General features: G+C 69.4%; 16 protein-coding genes. 5 read left to right on the forward strand and 11 right to left on the reverse strand.

From position 1 onward, the window contains the following. The first annotated feature begins 14 nt into the window (after positions 1-14). Positions 15-1,373 carry a 4-aminobutyrate--2-oxoglutarate transaminase gene (gabT, locus tag AC3AGO_RS11170; RefSeq protein ID WP_487820007.1) on the forward strand — a complete coding sequence of 453 codons (1,359 nt, stop codon included), beginning with the start codon at positions 15-17 and terminating at the stop codon, positions 1,371-1,373. A gap of 384 nt (positions 1,374-1,757) precedes the next feature. Next, entirely contained in the window at positions 1,758-2,372 is a 615-nt protein-coding gene (locus AC3AGO_RS11175) for a phosphatase PAP2 family protein (protein ID WP_487820008.1), read from the forward strand. 6 nt (positions 2,373-2,378) lie between these two features. Here AC3AGO_RS11175 and AC3AGO_RS11180 read toward each other — a convergent pair whose 3' ends face one another. The 8 genes from AC3AGO_RS11180 to AC3AGO_RS11215 form a co-directional block, all read right to left on the reverse strand. Further along, complete coding sequence (locus AC3AGO_RS11180) at positions 2,379-2,837, reverse strand: hypothetical protein (RefSeq protein ID WP_487820009.1); 459 nt, start codon at positions 2,835-2,837, stop codon at positions 2,379-2,381. Between the two features lie 128 nt (positions 2,838-2,965). Beyond that, positions 2,966-4,393 carry an NAD(P)/FAD-dependent oxidoreductase gene (locus AC3AGO_RS11185; protein ID WP_487820010.1) on the reverse strand — a complete coding sequence of 476 codons (1,428 nt, stop codon included), beginning with the start codon at positions 4,391-4,393 and terminating at the stop codon, positions 2,966-2,968. A 5-nt stretch (positions 4,394-4,398) separates the two neighbouring features. Continuing rightward, positions 4,399-5,217 (reverse strand): ABC transporter permease, encoded by an 819-nt coding sequence (locus AC3AGO_RS11190; RefSeq protein WP_487820011.1) that lies wholly within the window; start codon positions 5,215-5,217, stop codon positions 4,399-4,401. Continuing rightward, positions 5,217-6,152: an ABC transporter permease gene (locus AC3AGO_RS11195; protein WP_487820012.1), complete on the reverse strand. Its 936-nt coding sequence runs from the start codon at positions 6,150-6,152 to the stop codon at positions 5,217-5,219. The genes AC3AGO_RS11190 and AC3AGO_RS11195 overlap by 1 nt, the downstream gene beginning before the upstream one ends. Beyond that, the gene (locus AC3AGO_RS11200) at positions 6,149-7,294 is read right to left on the reverse strand and encodes an ABC transporter ATP-binding protein (RefSeq protein ID WP_487820013.1); all 1,146 of its coding nucleotides are present in this window, start codon (positions 7,292-7,294) and stop codon (positions 6,149-6,151) included. The genes AC3AGO_RS11195 and AC3AGO_RS11200 overlap by 4 nt, the downstream gene beginning before the upstream one ends. A 64-nt stretch (positions 7,295-7,358) precedes the next feature. Then, on the reverse strand, positions 7,359-8,597 hold the full coding sequence (locus AC3AGO_RS11205) for a polyamine ABC transporter substrate-binding protein (RefSeq protein ID WP_487820014.1): 1,239 nt from the start codon (positions 8,595-8,597) through the stop codon (positions 7,359-7,361). Positions 8,598-8,688: 91 nt separating this feature from the next. Next, a complete protein-coding gene (locus AC3AGO_RS11210) occupies positions 8,689-10,203 on the reverse strand; it encodes a gamma-aminobutyraldehyde dehydrogenase (protein WP_487820015.1) in 1,515 nt (504 codons plus the stop codon). 149 nt (positions 10,204-10,352) lie between these two features. Beyond that, entirely contained in the window at positions 10,353-11,138 is a 786-nt protein-coding gene (locus AC3AGO_RS11215; RefSeq protein WP_487820016.1) for a DUF4190 domain-containing protein, read from the reverse strand. Between the two features lie 60 nt (positions 11,139-11,198). Here AC3AGO_RS11215 and AC3AGO_RS11220 point away from each other — a divergent pair, with 60 nt between their 5' ends. Both AC3AGO_RS11220 and AC3AGO_RS11225 read left to right on the forward strand, forming a co-directional pair. Then, positions 11,199-12,266, forward strand: coding sequence for an adenosine deaminase (locus AC3AGO_RS11220; protein ID WP_487824615.1), 1,068 nt, complete (start codon positions 11,199-11,201; stop codon positions 12,264-12,266). Then, positions 12,248-12,937: a glycerophosphodiester phosphodiesterase gene (locus tag AC3AGO_RS11225; RefSeq protein WP_487820017.1), complete on the forward strand. Its 690-nt coding sequence runs from the start codon at positions 12,248-12,250 to the stop codon at positions 12,935-12,937. The genes AC3AGO_RS11220 and AC3AGO_RS11225 overlap by 19 nt, the downstream gene beginning before the upstream one ends. Positions 12,938-12,973: 36 nt before the next feature. On the opposite strand, the gene AC3AGO_RS11230 is transcribed toward AC3AGO_RS11225, so the two are convergent. The 3 genes from AC3AGO_RS11230 to AC3AGO_RS11240 form a co-directional block, all read right to left on the reverse strand. Beyond that, positions 12,974-13,327: a zinc-ribbon domain-containing protein gene (locus AC3AGO_RS11230; protein WP_487820018.1), complete on the reverse strand. Its 354-nt coding sequence runs from the start codon at positions 13,325-13,327 to the stop codon at positions 12,974-12,976. Positions 13,328-13,463: 136 nt separating this feature from the next. Beyond that, entirely contained in the window at positions 13,464-15,041 is a 1,578-nt protein-coding gene (locus tag AC3AGO_RS11235; RefSeq protein WP_487820019.1) for an APC family permease, read from the reverse strand. Positions 15,042-15,402: 361 nt separating this feature from the next. Beyond that, entirely contained in the window at positions 15,403-16,836 is a 1,434-nt protein-coding gene (locus AC3AGO_RS11240) for a gamma-aminobutyraldehyde dehydrogenase (protein ID WP_487820020.1), read from the reverse strand. 175 nt (positions 16,837-17,011) lie between these two features. Here AC3AGO_RS11240 and AC3AGO_RS11245 point away from each other — a divergent pair, with 175 nt between their 5' ends. After that, positions 17,012-17,542, forward strand: a complete 531-nt coding sequence (locus AC3AGO_RS11245; RefSeq protein WP_487820021.1) for an Lrp/AsnC family transcriptional regulator — start codon at positions 17,012-17,014, stop codon at positions 17,540-17,542.

The following is a 17,542-nucleotide window of genomic DNA, read 5'->3' on the forward strand; positions in this document are numbered from 1 at the left end:
CTGAGGAGAGCGCAATGACCACGACGACGGAACTGTCCGGCGGCCCTGCCCTTCCCCAGGAGCGTCGCGTCGTCACCGCCGTTCCCGGGCCGAAGTCGCAGGAGCTGATGGCCCGCAAGGAGGCCACGGTCGCGTCCGGCGTGGGCTCCGTCCTGCCGGTGTTCGCCCGGCGCGCGGGCGGCGGCGTCCTGGAGGACGTGGACGGCAACTCCTTCATCGACTTCGGCTCCGGCATCGCCGTGACCTCGGTCGGCAACAGCGCGGAGGCCGTCGTCCGCCGCGCGACCCAGCAGCTGTCGGAATTCACCCACACCTGTGTGATGGTGACGCCCTACGAGCCGTACGTAGAGGTGTGCGAGGAGCTGGCGAAGCTCACGCCGGGCGACCACGCGAAGAAGAGCGCGCTGTTCAACTCCGGCGCGGAGGCCGTCGAGAACGCCGTGAAGATCGCCCGCGTGCACACCAAGCGCCAGGCGGTCATCGTCTTCGACCACGGCTACCACGGCCGCACGAACCTGACGATGGCGCTGACGTCGAAGAACATGCCGTACAAGCAGGGCTTCGGGCCCTTCGCGCCGGAGGTCTACCGGGTGCCGGTGGCCTACCCGTACCGCTGGCTGACCGGTCCGGAGAACTGCGCCGAGGAGGCCTCGGCGCAGGCCATCGACCAGATCAACAAGCAGGTCGGCGCCGAGAACGTGGCCGCCATCGTCATCGAACCGGTGCTCGGCGAGGGCGGGTTCATCGAGCCGGCGAAGGGCTTCCTGCCGCGGATCGCCGAGTTCGCGAAGGAGAACGGCATCGTCTTCGTCGCGGACGAGATCCAGTCCGGCTTCTGCCGTACGGGCCAGTGGTTCGCCTGTGAGGACGAGGGCATCGTCCCGGACCTCATCACCACCGCGAAGGGCATCGCGGGCGGCATGCCGCTGGCGGCCGTCACCGGCCGCGCGGAGATCATGGACTCGGCGCACTCCGGCGGCCTCGGCGGCACCTACGGCGGCAACCCGGTCGCCTGCGCCGCCGCGCTCGGCGCGATCGAGACGATGCGCGAACAGGACCTGCCCGCCCGGGCGAAGCGCATCGAAGAGGTCATGAAGCCGCGGCTGGAGAAGCTGGCAGGCCAGTACGACATGATCGGCGAGGTCCGCGGGCGCGGCGCCATGCTGGCCATCGAGCTCGTGCAGCCGGGCGGCAAGACGCCGAACCCGGAGGCCACCGCCGCCGTCGCCAAGGCCTGCCACCAGAACGGGCTGCTGGTGCTGACCACCGGCACGTACGGGAACGTGATGCGTTTCCTGCCGCCGCTGGTGATCGGCGAAGAGCTGCTCAACGAGGGCCTCGACGTGCTGGAGAGCGCGCTCGCCGCACTCTGAGGCACCGTGCGGCGCGTGCGGTGAGGCACACTGCGGCGCGTGAAGAATGTGTGCGGGGCCGATGTCCGGACCGTAATCGGCCTGCCGGGTTCCAGGCGGCTGCCGTACGGTTTCTGCAGACGCCGGGACAACTGGGGCAACGCCCCGGATTCCCGGTCCGAGCCAGTCTCTCCCCAAGACCGGCCCGGTCGTGCCCTCGCGCACGCTCCTCACCGATCGGAAGGCCGCTTGTCCCACACCCCCCGGGCCTCGCGGAACCCCGGTCGCAGCGGCCGCTCCGGAACTCTCCCCCCTGTTCCGGGGCGGCCGGTTTCCGTCCGGCCCGGCCCGCCGTGGCGGCATGCGCGCGACCGCGGGTCCGGCAGCGGTCCGTTTTTCGGCTGCGTGGGCGCTCTGGTGCTGCTCGCCGTGCTGACATGGCAGACGGCCGCACGCGGACCACTCCTGAGGGTTGACGAACAACTCGGCGACATGCTGCGGCATTCCGCACCTTCCGGTGCCGAACTGCTCGCCGATCTCGGCAATATGGTGATCGCTCTGCCCGTACTGGCCGCGGCCGCCGCGTACTCCTGGTGGCGCTCCCGGACGGGGCGGCGCGTTCCGGCGGGCTGGGTCCCGGTGGTGGCCTACGTGTTGGCGATGGCCGCCGTGCCGTTGTGCGTCTCCCTGCTGAAGGCCTGGCTCGACCGGCCCGGGCCGCTCGGGGGCACGGGCTACTACCCGTCGGGACACGCGGCCACTGCCGCCGTGGCCTTCGGCGGCGCGGCACTGCTGCTGGCACCCCTGGTACGCCGACGGCGGTGGCTGCTGCCGGCCGTTGCCGCGGTCCTCACGGTGCTCAACGGGGCCGGCCTGGTGTGGCGGGGCTACCACTGGCCGGCGGACGTACTGGCGAGCTGGTGCCTCGGCTGGCTGCTGCTGGCGACGGCAACAGCAGCCGTCCGTCGTGCACTTCGACGGTCGGGCCCGTCCGCGCCGGACGAGCCGGCCGTGGTCTGATCCGCCCTAGCGCTCCTCCCCCGCGATCCGGGCGGCGGCTTCGTGCATCGCCAGTTCGAGGACGGTGGGGTCCGTGAGGTTGCCCGAGCCGTCGGGCGGGACGAGCCAGCGGACTCCCCCGGTCACCCGCCCGGGATAGGGCACCACGATCCAAGTGCCGCGCCCCGCGCACCGGATGCCCGTCCCCAGCCAGCGCGTCGCCGTACCCGCCGGCACGAAGAACCCCATGCGGGACTCCCCGAAGTCGGCGAGCACGGGGCCGGGCCGGTCGAGGCAGTGGGTGAGCACGTCCAGGGTGGGGTAGCCGAGTTCGCCGCTTACGATCAGTACGTCCCACAGCTGCCCGGCGGGCAGCAGTGTCACCCCCAGCGGGTTGCGTTCCCACTCCCATCGGCAGGCCTCCGGGTCCGGCGCCACAGATGCCAGCCATTCGATCGCGCTCTTGGCCCCCGCTGTGCCGTTCATGGTGTCGCCTCTCCACGCACTCGTGCCTTTCACGAGGGGAGAGAGCTGCCGTACGGAATCCTTACACCGCTTTGCCGACTTTCTCGCGACCGGATCCGGGCCCGCCGTCGGGAGGCCGCGTCGGGGGCCTAACTGTCGAAGCCCATACCGGCCTTGTCCATGGCCCGCAGCCACAGGTTGCGCTGTCCGCCGCGGGCGTCGGCGCGTGCCAGTGCCCACTGGGTGATGCCGATGCCGGCCCAGCGCACCGGCTCCGGCGGGAACGGCAGCGGCTTCTTGCGCACCATCTCCAGCCCGGTCCGCTCCGTACGTTCGCCGGCCAGCAGGTCGAGCATCACCTCGGCGCCGAAGCGGGTCGCGCCCACGCCGAGCCCCGTGTAGCCCGCGGCGTAGCTGACGCGTCCGCCGTGCGCGGTGCCGAAGAACGGGGAGAAGCGGGAGCAGGTGTCGATGGCCCCGCCCCAGGTGTGGGTGAAGCGCAGCCCGCTCAGCTGCGGAAATGTATGGAAAAAGTGGCCGGCCAGCTTGCGGAAGGTCTCGGGCCGCTGGTTGTAGTCGGCGGTGAGCCTGCTGCCGAAGTGGTACAGCACGTCGTATCCGCCCCAGAGGATGCGGTTGTCCTCGGTGATGCGGAAGTAGTGGAAGTGGTTGGCGCTGTCGGCCAGCCCCTGCCGCTTCTTCCAGCCCACGGCGGCGAGTTGTGCGTCGTCGAGCGGTTCTGTCATCAGCGCGTAGTCGTAGACCGGCACGACGTACGGCCGGACCCGGCGCACGAGTGAGGGGAAGGCATTGGTGCCGAGGGCGATGTGCCGGGCGTGGACCCTGCCGTACGGGGTGCGTACCGCCATGCGCGCGCCGTCCTGGGCGAGTTCGCGCGCGGGGGTGCGCTCGTAGAGCCGTACGCCGGCTTCGGCGCACGCCCGCGCGAGGCCCCAGGCGAGCCGCGCCGGATTGAGCATCGCCACCCCGTCCCGGTTCCACAGTCCGGCGAGGAATGTCGGTGAGTCGACTTCGGCGCGTACGGCATCCCGGTCGAGGAACGTCAACCCGTCGCCCAGACCGAGCCGTTCGGCCTCGCCCGCCTCCTGGCGCAGCTCCTCGGCCTGGTACGGCTCGGTGGCGACGGCCAGTTCACCGGTGCGCCGGAAGTCGCAGTCGATGCCGTACCGTCCGACGGCCTCCTCGATGGCGTCGAGGTTGCGCCGGCCGAGTTCTTCCAGGGTGCGGATCTCGTCGGGCCAGCGGGACAGTCCGTTGGCGAAGCCGTGGGTCAGGGAGGCGGAGCAGAAGCCGCCGTTGCGGCCGGAGGCGGCGCCGCCGACCTCCCGCCCCTCGATCAGCACCACGTCGCGGTCCGGGTCGCGTTCCTTCGCGAGCAGCGCGGTCCACAGTCCGCTGTAGCCGCCGCCCACGACGAGCAGGTCGCACTGTTCGTCGCCGGTGAGCGCGGAGTGCGGCCCGGGCCGGCCGGGGTCGTCGAGCCAGTACGGGGTGGGCCGGGCGTCGGCCAGCGAGCGCAGGACGTCGGCGGGCTGTGCGGGGGCGGGGGTGGACATCGGTATCAGCGGCTCCTCTTGCTGCGTCGGTTGGCGGCCAGCCGGGCGCTCAGCACGATCGCGACGGCGATCACGAACATCGCCGTGCCGATCACGTTCACCTGGACCGGTACGCCGCGCTGCGCGGCGCCCCAGACGAACATCGGGAAGGTGACGGTGGACGGGCCGGCGTTGAACTGGGTGATGATGAAGTCGTCGAAGGACAGCGCGAAGCTCAGCATCGCGCCGGCCGCGATGCCGGGCGCCGCGAGCGGCAGCGTGACGCGCAGGAAGGTCTGCACGGGGCCCGCGTACAGGTCCCGGGCCGCCTCCTCCAGGCGGGGGTCCATGCTCATCACGCGGGCCTTGACGGCGACGACGACGAAGCTCAGGCAGAACATGATGTGGGCGATGAGGATGGTGACGAAGCCGAAGTCGACCCGCATGTTGAGGAACAGGGTGCCGAGCGAGGCGCCCATCACCACCTCGGGCATCGCCATCGGCAGGAAGATCAGCGCGTTGGTGCTGCTCTTGCCGCGGAACCGGTAGCGGGCGAGCGCGAAGGCCGCGAACGTCCCGAAGGCGGTGGCGACCAGTGTCGACAGGAACGCGATCTGCAGGCTGAGGCCCAGTGATCCGCACATGTCGGCGACGCCGCAGGGGTCGGTCCAGGCGTCGGTGGAGAAGGCGCGCCACTCGTAATTGAACCGTCCCGCCGGCTTGTTGAACGAGAAGGCCATCACGACGACGTTCGGCAGCAGCAGGTAGACCAGTGAAGCGGCGGCGGCGAGGACGACGGCGTTGCGGCGCAGCCAGCGCACCGGCGGGGTTCCCAGGATGCCCATCAGACCAGTTCCTCCGTTCCGGCCTTGCGCATGTAGACGCTGACGACGATCAGGATGAGTGCCATCAGGAGGAAGGACATGGCTGCGGCTGTCGGGTAGTCGAGCACGTTGAGGAACTGTTTCTGGATGGCGTTGCCGATCATCTGCTCGTTGGGCGAGCCGAGCAGCTGCGCGTTGATGTAGTCGCCCGATGCCGGGATGAAGGTCAGCAGGGTGCCGGCGACGACGCCCGGCAGCGACAGCGGGAACGTCACCTTGCGGAACGTGGTGGCCGGCCTGGCGTACAGGTCGCGGGCCGCTTCGTGCAGCGAGGTGTCGATGCGCTCCAGTGAGCTGTAGAGCGGCAGGATCATGAACGGCAGGAAGTTGTACGTCAGTCCGCACACCACTGCCATCGGTGTGGCCAGCAGCCGTTCGTCACCGGTCAGTCCGAGCACGCTGGTCACGTCCAGCACATGGAGACCGGACAGCACGGAGACGACGGGTCCCTCGTCGGCGAGGATCGTCTTCCAGGCGAGCGTGCGGATGAGGAAGCTGGTGAAGAACGGTGCGATGACCATCACCAGCAGGATGTTCCGCCAGCGGCCGGCCCGGAACGCGATGGTGTACGCGAGCGGGTAGCCGATGAGCAGGCACAGGCCCGTGGCGATGGCGGCGTACAGGAAGGACCTCAGGAAGTGCGGTCCGTATGTCGCCAGCGCGTCCGTGTAGTTGGCGAAGTGCCAGGTGACACGGAAGCCCTCTTCCAGGGAGCCGCTCTGCACGGAGGTCGACGCCTGGTAGACGAGCGGCGCGGCGAAGAAGACGGCGAGCCACAGTCCTGCCGGCAGCAGCAGCCAGTACGGGGTGAGGCGGCGGCGCGGGGAACGTCCGGGTGTCTCCGGTGCGGACGGGGTACCCGCCGGCGGGTTGCCGACGGGGGTGACGGCCGTCATGCGAGCGCCTCCTCGGCCGCTTCCGCGGTGCCGGCCTCCGCGTCCTGCGCGGCGTCCAGTGCGAACGTGTGCGACGGCCGCCAGTGCAGTACGACCTCGGCGCCGGGTTCCAGCCGCCCGTCGCTCTCCATGTTCTGTGCGTAGACCTGGAGTTCGGGGCAGGGCGGTGTGTCGACGACGTACTGCGTGGACACTCCGAGATAGCTGGCGTCCCTGATGCGTCCGGTCAGCGTGTTGCGTCCTTCGGGCACACCCGCGGTGTCGTCGGCGTGCAGGAGGGAGATCTTCTCCGGGCGTACGCCGATCAGTACGCGGTCGCCGGTGCTCACGTCCTTCTGTGCGCAGCGTGCGGCGGGCAGCCGCAGTGTGCCGTCGACGCCCTCGGCCTTGAGCTGCAGTTCGTCACCTGTGACGTCGGTGATGCGGGCCTCGACGAGGTTCGAGGTGCCGAGGAAGTTGGCGACGAACGTGGACTGCGGATTCTCGTACAGCTCGGCGGGGGCGCCGAGTTGCTCGACGCGTCCCGCATTCATCACGGCGACCTGGTCGGCCATGGTCATGGCCTCTTCCTGGTCGTGGGTGACGTGCACGAAGGTGATGCCGACCTCGTCCTGGATGCGCTTGAGCTCCAGCTGCATCTGGCGGCGCAGTTTGAGGTCGAGGGCGCCGAGGGGTTCGTCGAGGAGCAGCACCTGGGGGCGGTTGATGAGGGCGCGGGCGAGGGCCACGCGCTGCTGCTGACCGCCGGAGAGCTGTGCGGGCCTGCGCCCCGCCATGCCGCCGAGCTGCACGAGTTCGAGCATCTCGTCGACCTGTTTGCGTACGGACTTGATGCCGCGTCTGCGCAGTCCGAAGGCGATGTTGTCCTGCACGTCGAGGTGCGGGAAGAGAGCGTAGTTCTGGAAGACGGTGTTGACGGGGCGGCGGTGCGGGGGCAGCGCCGTGATGTCGTCGTCGCTCAGGAGGACGCTGCCGTCGGTGGGTTCCTCCAGCCCCGCGATCATGCGGAGCGTGGTGGTCTTGCCGCACCCGGAGGCGCCGAGGAGGGCGAAGAACGAGCCCTCGGGGATGGTCAGATCGAGCGGATGCACAGCGGTGAAGTCGCCGAAGTCCTTGCGTATCCCGCGCAGCGTGATGGTCATGGGCGGTTCCTCGTGACGGGCGGACGGGGAGGTGGTGCGGCGTGCGGGGGACGGAGGCGGCCCGTCACGCGCCGATGAGCGTGGAGAACTTCTTCTCGTACCGGGTCTCCTGGGCGCCGGACACCTGCCGGAAGTTCTTGCCGCGCTCGATCATCTGCCGGTCCGGGAAGATCAGCTTGTCGGCCGCGATCTCCTTGTCGATCTTCTCCATCTCCGCCTTGGCCCCGGAGACGGGACAGATGTAGTTGACCCATGCGGCGAGTTCGGCGGCCACGTCGGGCCGGTAGTAGTAGTCGATCAGCGCCTCGGCGTTCGCCCTGTGCCGTGCCTTGGCCGGTACGAGCAGGTCGTCCGTGCCGAAGATGTAGCCGGCCTCGGGCACCACGAACTCCACGTCCGGGTTGTCGAGCTGCAGCTGTACGATGTCCCCGGCCCAGCCCAGACAGGCCGCCAGGTCACCGGAGTTGAGCTCGTCCATGTAGTCGTTGCCGCTGAAGCGGCGCAACTGCTTGCGGTCGACGGCCTTCTGGACCCGCGCGATGGCTGCGTCGAAGTCGTCGTCCGTGAAGGTCTCGCTGTTCTTGCCCATGTCGAGCAGCACCATGCCGACGGTGTCCCGCATCTCGGTCAGCAGGGAGATGCGGCCCTCCAGGGCGCTGTCCTCCAGCAGCTGCGTGACGCTGGTGACCTTCTTCCCCTTGGTGGCCTTCTTGTTGTACGCGACGACCACGGAGACACCGGCCCACGGGTAGCTGTGCAGCCGTCCGGGGTCGTGCGCCGCGCTGCGGAACCGGTCCTCCAGATTGGTCACAGCGTGCGGGAGTCTGCCCTGGTCGAGCGGCTGCGCCCAGCCCTGCCGGATGACGCGTCCCGCCATCCAGTCGGTCAGGCAGATCAGGTCGCGCCCGGTGTCCTGGCCCGCCGCGAGCTGCGGTTTGATCTTGCCGTAGAACTCGTTGTTGTCGTTGATGTCCTCGACGTACTTGACCTTGATGCCCGACTCCCGCTGGAAGCGGTCGAGTGTGGGGCGCTTCTTCTTGTCCTTGTCGTCGACGTCGATGTAGAGCGGCCAGTTCGCGAAGTTGAGGACCTTCTCCTCGCGCGAGTGGTCCGGGTCGCGGCGCGCGCCGCCTTCGCCGCTGCCCTTGGCGGGCGGGATGCCGCAGGCGGACAGCAGGGCGCCGCCCGCGGCCAGCGACCCGGCGCCGAGCAGCCGCCGCCGGGACACGGCAGCCCTGCCGCTGGTGAGACTCCGTTCCCACGCCTTGCGCACGGGGTCCGGCATGCCGTCGTACAGATCCATCGGGGTACTGCCTTCCGGGAGAGGGCGGGAAGGAGTGGGGGGCGGAACAGCAGTAGTGCACGCCGTACGGGCGCGGGGCGGCGTCCGCGGGTCAGCGGTCGCCGAAGACGGTGCGGTGCCAGTCCTTTCGCGGCTCCGCCGTGACGTCCGACATCACATGCTTGATCTGGGTGTACTCCTCGAAGGAGTAGGCGGACATGTCCTTGCCGTAGCCGGACGCCTTGTGGCCGCCGTGCGGCATCTCGCTGATGATCGGGATGTGGTCGTTGAGCCACACGCATCCGGCGCGCAGTTCGCGCGAGGCCCGTCCGGTGCGGTACACGTCGCGGCTCCAGGCGGAGGCCGCCAGGCCGTACGGAGTGTCGTTGGCCAGTGCGATGCCCTCGTCGTCGCTGTCGAAGGGCAGCACGACGAGCACGGGGCCGAAGAGTTCCTGTTGCACGATCTCGCTGTCCTGCGGTGCGTCCGTGACGAGGGTCGGCAAGTAGTAGGCGCCCTTGGCGAGTTCGCCGCCGGGTGCGGCACCGCCGGTGACGACGGTGGCGTAGCCGCGCGCACGGTCGACGAAACCGGCCACCCGGTCGCGCTGTGCGTGCGAGATGAGCGGCCCCAGATCGGTGCCGTCTGCGAACGGGTCGCCGACCCGCACGCTGTTCATCAGGTCGGCGACACCGCTCACGAAGGCGTCGTACAGGGGGCGTTGGACGTACGCCCGGGTGGCGGCCGTGCAGTCCTGTCCGCTGTTGATGAGTGCCCCGGCGACGGCGCCGTGCACGGCGGCCTCCAGGTCGGCGTCGTCGAAGACGAGGAAGGGGGCCTTGCCGCCGAGTTCCAGATGGAGACGCTTGACGGAAGCGGTGGCCAGTTCGGCGACCCGCTTGCCGACCGCCGTGGAGCCGGTGAAGGAGGTCATGGCGACGTCCGGGTGGCTCACCAGCGCCTCGCCGGCGTCCCGGCCGGCTCCCGTGAGCACGTTGAACACGCCGTCGGGGATACCGGCCTCCCGTGCGGCCTCGGCGAACATGAGCGAGGTCAGCGGGGTGAGTTCGGAGGGCTTCAGCACGATGGTGTTGCCCGCGGCGACGGCCGGCAGGACCTTCCACGCGGCCATCTGCAGCGGGTAGTTCCAGGGTGCGATGGAGCCGACGACGCCGACGGGCTCACGCCGTACGTACGAGGTGTGGTCCCCGCTGTACTCGGCGGCCGCGACCCCCGGCAGCTGGCGGGCGGCGCCCGCGAAGAAGGACACGTTGTCGAACGAGCCCGGGACGTCGAACTCCTCCGACAGCTTGAGCGGCTTCCCGCACTGCAGCGATTCGGCGTACACGAACTCGTCCGTGCGCTTGTGCAGTTCGGCCGCCCAGCGGTGCATGGCGTCGGAGCGTTCGCCGGGGGTGGCGCCCGCCCAGCCGGGCAGCGCCCCGGCGGCGGCACCGACGGCGTCGTCCACGTCGCCGGTGCCCGCCAGTTCGTACTCGTGGACCGGTTCACCCGTCGCCGGATCGGTCACCGCGTACATGCGGCCCGAACTGCCCGGTGCGAGCCGCCCGTCGATGTACTGGGCGCCCGCCGCGAACCGGGCGGACACGTCGAAGCGCTGGACCATCGTGCTCTCCTGCCTGTGCCTGCGATGTGGCGTCAGCCGGTATCGAGCGCCGATCCTGACAGGAGATAACACATCCAACAAGGGATTCCATCGTTGCCTTTTGGTTACGCGACGGAATCTGAACTCATGGGCGGCACGCGCCCATTGATTCACTCGTGTGGCAGCGAGTGCGCGACGGTACCGATCGCGTCGATCGACGAACCGTCCACGCCGTACGGGTCCGTGCCACTGTCCGACCCGACCGCGAGCGCGATGATGATCAGCGTGATGAACAGGGCGGACAGCACGGTCCCGATGATCCCCATGATCATCCCGGCGGTCGCCTGACCGTGCCCCGACAGCTCACCGCGGGCCACCTTCCGGCGGGCCGAGACGCCCAGGCAGAGCGCGACCACCGAGGTGAAGATGCCGAGGAAGCTGCCCCAGCAGGACAGCGCCAGCACCATGCTGATGATCCCCAGGACCAGCGCCGCGACCGAGAGGCCGTTGGGCAGCTGAGGTGCCTGCCAGCCGTAACCGTAGGGAGCCTGCGCTCCGTACGGCGCCTGCGCCGCCGGATATCCGTACGCCGGTCCGCCGCCCTGATACGGAGCGCTCCCCTGATACGGAGCGCCCGCCTGGTACGCGCCGCCGCCCTGGTACGGAGAGCTGCCCTGGTACGGCGGGCCGCCCTGGCCTCCCTGGTACGGGTTCGCCGGTGCCGCCGGCTGCTGTGGCTGCTGCGGGGCCTGCGGTATCGGCGGCGGGCCCGTACCCACCGAGAAGTCCGTCACCGTCTGCTCGTTGGCCACCGAGTGCTTGCGGTCCTGCTGTTCCTTCTCCTTCTGTCGTTCCTGCTGGTCCCGGTCCCCGTGCGAACCGGCCGGTCCGGGCGGCGCCCAGGGGTTGTGCTGCTCGTCCCCGGGCTGTCCGGACCGCCCGCTACCGTCTGCCATGTCGCCTCCCGAGATGGTCGTCCTGTCATGCTATTCGGCCGCTCGGACGCCCCGCATACGATGATCTGCGACCCCTTATCCCCGGAGGCAGAGTTGACTGATCTCACCGCGTTCATCGCCGGGCTGCCCAAGGCCGAGCTCCACGTACACCACGTCGGTTCCGCCTCCCCGCGCATCGTGTCCGAACTGGCCGCGCGGCACCCCGACTCGAAGGTGCCGTCGGATCCCGAGGCGCTCGCCGAGTACTTCACCTTCACGGACTTCGCGCACTTCATCCAGGTCTATCTCTCGGTCGTCGACCTGATCCGGGACGCCGAGGACGTCCGGCTGCTCACCTACGAGATCGCCCGCGACATGGCCCGGCAGTGCGTGCGGTACGCGGAGCTGACCATCACACCGTCCAGTTCCACCATGCGCGGCATCCCCGACGCGGCGTTCATCGAGGCGATCGAGGACGCCCGCCGGTCCGCCGAGCGGGAGCTGGGGGTCGTGCTGCGCTGGACGTTCGACATCCCGGGCGAGGCCGGCCTGGCCGCGGCCGAGGAGACCACGCGGATCGCGACGGACGAGTCGCTGGGAGCCGAGGGCCTGGTGGCGTTCGGGCTCGGCGGCCCCGAAATCGGTGTCGAGCGGCCGCAGTTCAAGCCGTACTTCGACCGTGCGATCGCGGCGGGGCTGCACAGCGTGCCGCACGCCGGCGAGACCACGGGACCGCAGACCGTGTGGGACGCGCTGACGCACCTGCGGGCCGAGCGCATCGGACACGGCACCAGTTCCACGCAGGACCCGCGGCTGCTGGAGCACCTGGCCGAGCACCGCATCCCGCTGGAAGTGTGCCCCACGTCCAACATCGCCACCCGCGCGGTCGAGGTGCTCGACGAGCACCCGCTCAAGGAGATGGTGAAGGCCGGCGTGCTGGTGACGATCAACAGTGACGACCCGCCGATGTTCGGCACCGACCTGAACACCGAGTACGGCATCGCCGCACGGCTGCTCGGCCTGGAGGCCGACGGGGTCGCCGCGCTGGCGAAGAACGCCGTCGACGTCTCCTTCCTCGACGAGGCGGGCAAGCGCCGGCTGCGCGACGAGATCGACGCCTATACGGCCCGATGGCACCAACAGGCGTGACCGTTACGGCAGTCGCCCACCGCGGCGATCCGTACACGGCACGCGAGAACACCCTCGCGGCCTTCCGCGCGGCCGTCTCCGCGGGCGCCGACGCGGTCGAACTGGACGTACGGCTCACCCGGGACCACATCCCCGTCGTCCTGCACGACCGCACGCTGGACAGACTGTGGGGTCACGACGTCCCCGTGGGATCGCTCACCGCCCGGCAGGTGCACGACCGTACGGACGGCGGGGTGCCCACGCTGGCGGAAGCCCTGGAGACGACACAGCCGGTACGCACATTGGTCGACTTCCCCGACCCGGACGCCGTACCGGCCGCTGTCGGCGCAGTGCACGACTGCGGAGCGGCGGACCGTGTGTACTACTGCGGCGGCCCTGCGGCCATGCGTGCCGTCCGTACTGTCGACGGGGCGGCAGAACTGTCGCTGACCTGGGAGCGGACAGCCCCCGTACGGCCCGCCCTGCTGGCAGAGTTGCGGCCGCGCTGGCTCAACTACCCGTTCGGGCTGCTCAGTCGGCAGCTGACCGCACGGCTGCAGGACAGTGGTCTGCTGGTGTCGGCGTGGACACCGGACACACTCCGTGCGATGCGCCGCCTGGTCGGCATGGGAGTCGATTCGGTCACGACGAACCGGATCGGCACCCTGCGCGCACTCCTCGACGGCCACTGACTGTGCCCCGGTCGCTGCCGGGGCACAGTCGGACGGTCAGGACTGGTACGGGTTCTGCGGGGGCTGCTGGGACGGGTTGCCGCCCTGGCCCGCGTACGGGTTGCCCTGCGGGGGCTGCGGCGGCAGCTGGCCGGGACCGCTCTGCGGGGCGGGACCGCTCTGCTGCAGCAGCTGTTCCGCGTTCTCCTTGGTCAGTTCGCTCTGCGCACCGCAGAAGGTGCACTGCAGCGAGTGCTTCGCCGGCGCGATGGGAAACAGCGGGATGAAGAAGAGCGAGAACTTGGTGACCCGCTTGCGCAGCGCGTGAGCCGACGGATTGCCGCAGAAGCCGCAGAGGAGATTCAGCATGGCCAGCTGAATCACCTTGGACGACGTGCCGAAGATGATCACGTGGGGCTCCGTTCCCGAGATCTGGGCATGCGGTTGTCGCTGTTCTTCCGGTTACCCAACCATCCGGCGGACACCAGCCGTCAAGGGCCGTATGTCACGTCCTTGTAGCGGACGCCCGTCGTTCACGCCCGGCCGCTCACTCCTCGGGCGCGAGCACCGGCGTCTGCCGGGTCAGCACCTCGCCGCGGAAGAAGGCCGGCCGCCGTACGCGCATGACCTCCATCAGTACGGCGCCGAGCAGCAGCACGCCGACACCGATGACGAAGACGCTGCCGACACCGGCGACAGAACTGCCGGAGCCGTACGCGGGGTCCCACATGTCGGCCAGGGTCTTGCCGAAGACCGCGGTCAGCAGCACGGCGCCGACGAGCGGCAGCAGCCCCTTGCACAGGAAGTCCCGGACGCTGCCGGTCAGTTCACGCCGGAAGTACCACACGCAGGCGTAGGCGGTCAGCGCGTAGTAGAAGCAGATCATGAGGCCGAGCGCGTAGATCGTGTCGACGAGGACGTTCTCGCTCAGCAGCGTCATGGCCGTGTAGAAGACGCCGGTGGCGACGCCGGCCAGGACGGTGGCCCGGCCCGGCGTGCGGAAGCGCGGGTGGACCTTGCCGAGCGAGGGCGGCATCGCCTCGTACGTGCTCATCGCGAGCACCGTACGGGCCACGGGGAGGAACGTGGTCTGCAGGCTCGCGGCGGCGCTGGCGAGCACGGCCAGGAAGAGCAGCACGCCGAGCGGGCCCATGACCGGGTCGGCGAGCGCGGCGAAGACGTTGTCGGAGGTGTCCGGGTTGCCGAGGCCGATCCCCTTGCTGCCGGTGCCGGCGAACATCTGCGCCGCGACGGCGGTCAGCAGGTAGGAGGCGACGAGCACCACCATCGAGATCATGGCGGCACGGCCGGGGGTCTTGGAGCTGCCGGAGGTCTCCTCGTTGACCGTCAGCGAGGTGTCCCAGCCCCAGTAGATGAAGATCGACAGGGACAGTCCCGCGGTGAAGGCGGCGAACGACGGGACGGCGAACGGGTCGAGCCAGCTGAACGAGAAGTCGGGCACGTGCACGTCGGGCGAACCGGGGGCGTTGCCCGCACGGGCGAAGGCCATCACGACGAACAGCGCGAGCACGGCCATCTGGAGGGCGACGAGCGTGTACTGGAACCACTTGGTGGCGGTGATGCCGCGGTAGCTGATGGCGGTGGCGACGGCGATCAGGACGAGCACGGTGAGCACGTGTACGGGCGTGCTGTCACCGGCCTTGGCGACGGCGCTGCTGCCGGTGAGTTCCCCGAGGAAGAGATAGAGGAACTCCGCCGCCACGCCCGCGAGGTTGGAGAGCACGATGACGGTGGCGACCACGAGGCCCCACCCGCACATCCAGCCGACGCGCGGGCCGAACGCCTTGACGGTCCAGGTGAAGGACGTACCGCAGTCCGGCACGGCGTTGTTGAGCTCCCGGTAGGCGAACGCCACGAGGAGCATGGGGAGGAAGCCGGCGAGGAAGACGGCGGGCATCTGCAGCCCGACCTCGCCGACGGTGGGGCCGAGGGTGCTGGTGAGGCAGTAGACGGGTGCGACGGTGGACAGACCGATGACTGCGCTGCCGGTGAGGCTGACGGAGTTCCCGTTGAGGCCCTTGGTGCGGAACTCCTGGCTCTCATCGCCTTGTGCTGCAGAGTCGGTGCCTATCCCTCCGGCCGAGCCGTTGAGGAGCTGGGACATGGCCGGGACGGTATAGCGTGCTCTTTCCGTATATGCCCCACAGTGACCACCGGAGAGTGGCGCTCAGGTCCTTCAATTGGGCGGCCGTATACGGAAGTTTACCTTCCGTTTCAAGAGGCACTCGCCACGTCGCCGCCGTTTCCCAGGAGTTCCAGGGGTGACGCGCTTCACGGGAACCGCAGCCTGACCGATTTGCCCGCCGCCGAAATTTTCCCGTACTTACGCACGGTAACCAGCTCCCGGCCTCCGGAGCCGCCCCGGAACGCGAGATCCCCGGGGTGTTCCGTGGCACCCCGGGGACCGGTCCTCGCGGACGGCCGGGCCGCACAGCGGCGCCGGCCGTCACCTTGGCGTCAGCGCGTCACAGCGCCGTCATCACGTGCTTGATGCGCGTGTAGTCCTCCAGCCCGTAGGACGAGAGGTCCTTTCCGTGGCCGGACTTCTTGAAGCCGCCGTGCGGCATCTCGGCGACGAGCGGGATGTGGGTGTTGATCCACACGCAGCCGAAGTCCAGCTCCCTGGACAGCCGCATCGCCGTGCCGTGGTCGGTCGTCCAGACGGACGAGGCCAGCGCGTAGTCCACGCCGTTCGCCCACTCGAGGGCCTGCTTCTCGTCGGAGAACTTCTGCACGGTGATGACCGGGCCGAAGACCTCGTTCTGGATGATCTCGTCGTCCTGCTTCAGCCCGGAGACGACGGTGGGCGCGAAGAAGTAGCCCTTCTCGCCGACCCGTTCACCGCCGGTCTCGACCCGCGCGTGCGCGGGCAGCCGGTTGATGAAGCCCTCGACCTTCTCCAGGTGCACCGGGTTGTTGAGCGGCCCGTAGAAGCAGTCCTCGTCGCTCAGGTCGCCGGTCTTGACCTCGGCGGCCGCCTTGGCGAGCGCGGTCACGAACTCGTCGTACACGCCCTCCTGGACGAGCACGCGCGTCGCGGCCGTACAGTCCTGGCCCGCGTTGAAGAAGCCGCCGTCGCGGATGCCCTCGACCGCCGCCGGAATGTCGGCATCGTCGAAGACCACGCATGGGGCCTTGCCGCCCAGTTCGAGGTGGACCCGCTTGAGGTCCTTCGCCGCACTGCCCGCGACCTCGATGCCGGCGCGCACGGAACCGGTGATGGAGGCCATCGCCGGCGTCTTGTGCTCGACCATCAGCCGGCCGGTGTCACGGTCGCCGCAGACGACGTTGAAGACACCCTTCGGCAGGACCGACCCGAGCACCTCGGCGAAGAAGACCGCCGAGGCGGGCGTCGTGTCCGAGGGCTTCAGCACGACGGTGTTGCCCGCGGCGAGCGCCGGGGCCCACTTCCAGACGGCCATCATGGCCGGGTAGTTCCACGGGGCGACCTGGGCGCACACGCCGACGGGCTCGCGCCGTACGTAGGAGGTGAGGCCCTCCATGTACTCGCCGGCGGACTTGCCCTCCAGCATCCGCGCCGCGCCCGCGAAGAAGCGGATCTGGTCGAGCATCATCGGGACCTCTTCGCCCCGGGTCAGCTCCTTCGGCTTGCCGCAGTTCTCGCACTCGATGTCGAGGAACTCGTCGATCCTCGCCTCCAGCGCGTCCGCGATCCTGAGGATCGCGAGCTGACGTGCGGCGGGCGTCGCGTCCCGCCACGCGGGAAAGGCCTCCTCCGCGGCGGCCATGGCGGCGTCGACGTCCGCGGTCCCGGACAGCGGTGCGGTCGCGTACGCCTCACCGGTCGCCGGGTTGATGACCTCGGTGGTCCTGCCGTCCGCGGCGTCCTTGAACTCGCCGCCGATGTAGTTGCGCAGTCGACGCAGCTCGGTGGTCACTTCGCACCCCTCCTGCTCCGTTGTCCAATGGGTGAGAGACCTCGCAAGCCTATCCAGCGAGGCAACGCTTTCGATACACCTAAACGCCGATCACGACGGAATCAGTTCTTAAAGTGCCTGGCAACTGCGGATTACATCGTTGAGGGCTTGCGGAACGGCGGATGTCTCCTGCACAGTGACTCTCGTGGCTCGTGACGCGAAGAAGACGAACGGCGGCTCCGCCTGCTCCGGTTCCGGCTTTGGCAGTCCTGCCGGCCCCCGGTCGCTCGATGCCGTCTCCCTGGCGATCATCGAACAGCTCCAGGAGGACGGCCGCCGCTCCTATGCCGCCATCGGGAAGGCCGTCGGCCTGTCCGAGGCGGCTGTCAGGCAGCGGGTGCAGAAGCTCCAGGAGCAGGGCGTGATGCAGATCGTCGCGGTGACGGATCCGCTGACCGTCGGCTTCATGCGACAGGCGATGGTCGGCATCACCGTCGAAGGCGATCTCGAGTCCGTGGCCGACGCTCTCGCCGAGATCGACGAGGTCGACTACGTGGTCATCACCGCCGGGTCCTTCGACCTGCTGGTGGAAATCGTCTGCCACGACGACGAACACCTCCTGGAAATGATCACGAAGCGCATCCGGTCCCTGCCCGGCGTGCGTTCGACCGAGAGCTTCGTCTATCTGAAGCTGCGCAAGCAGACCTACACCTGGGGAACGCGATAA

Source organism: Streptomyces sp. BL1 (genome assembly GCF_057628045.1).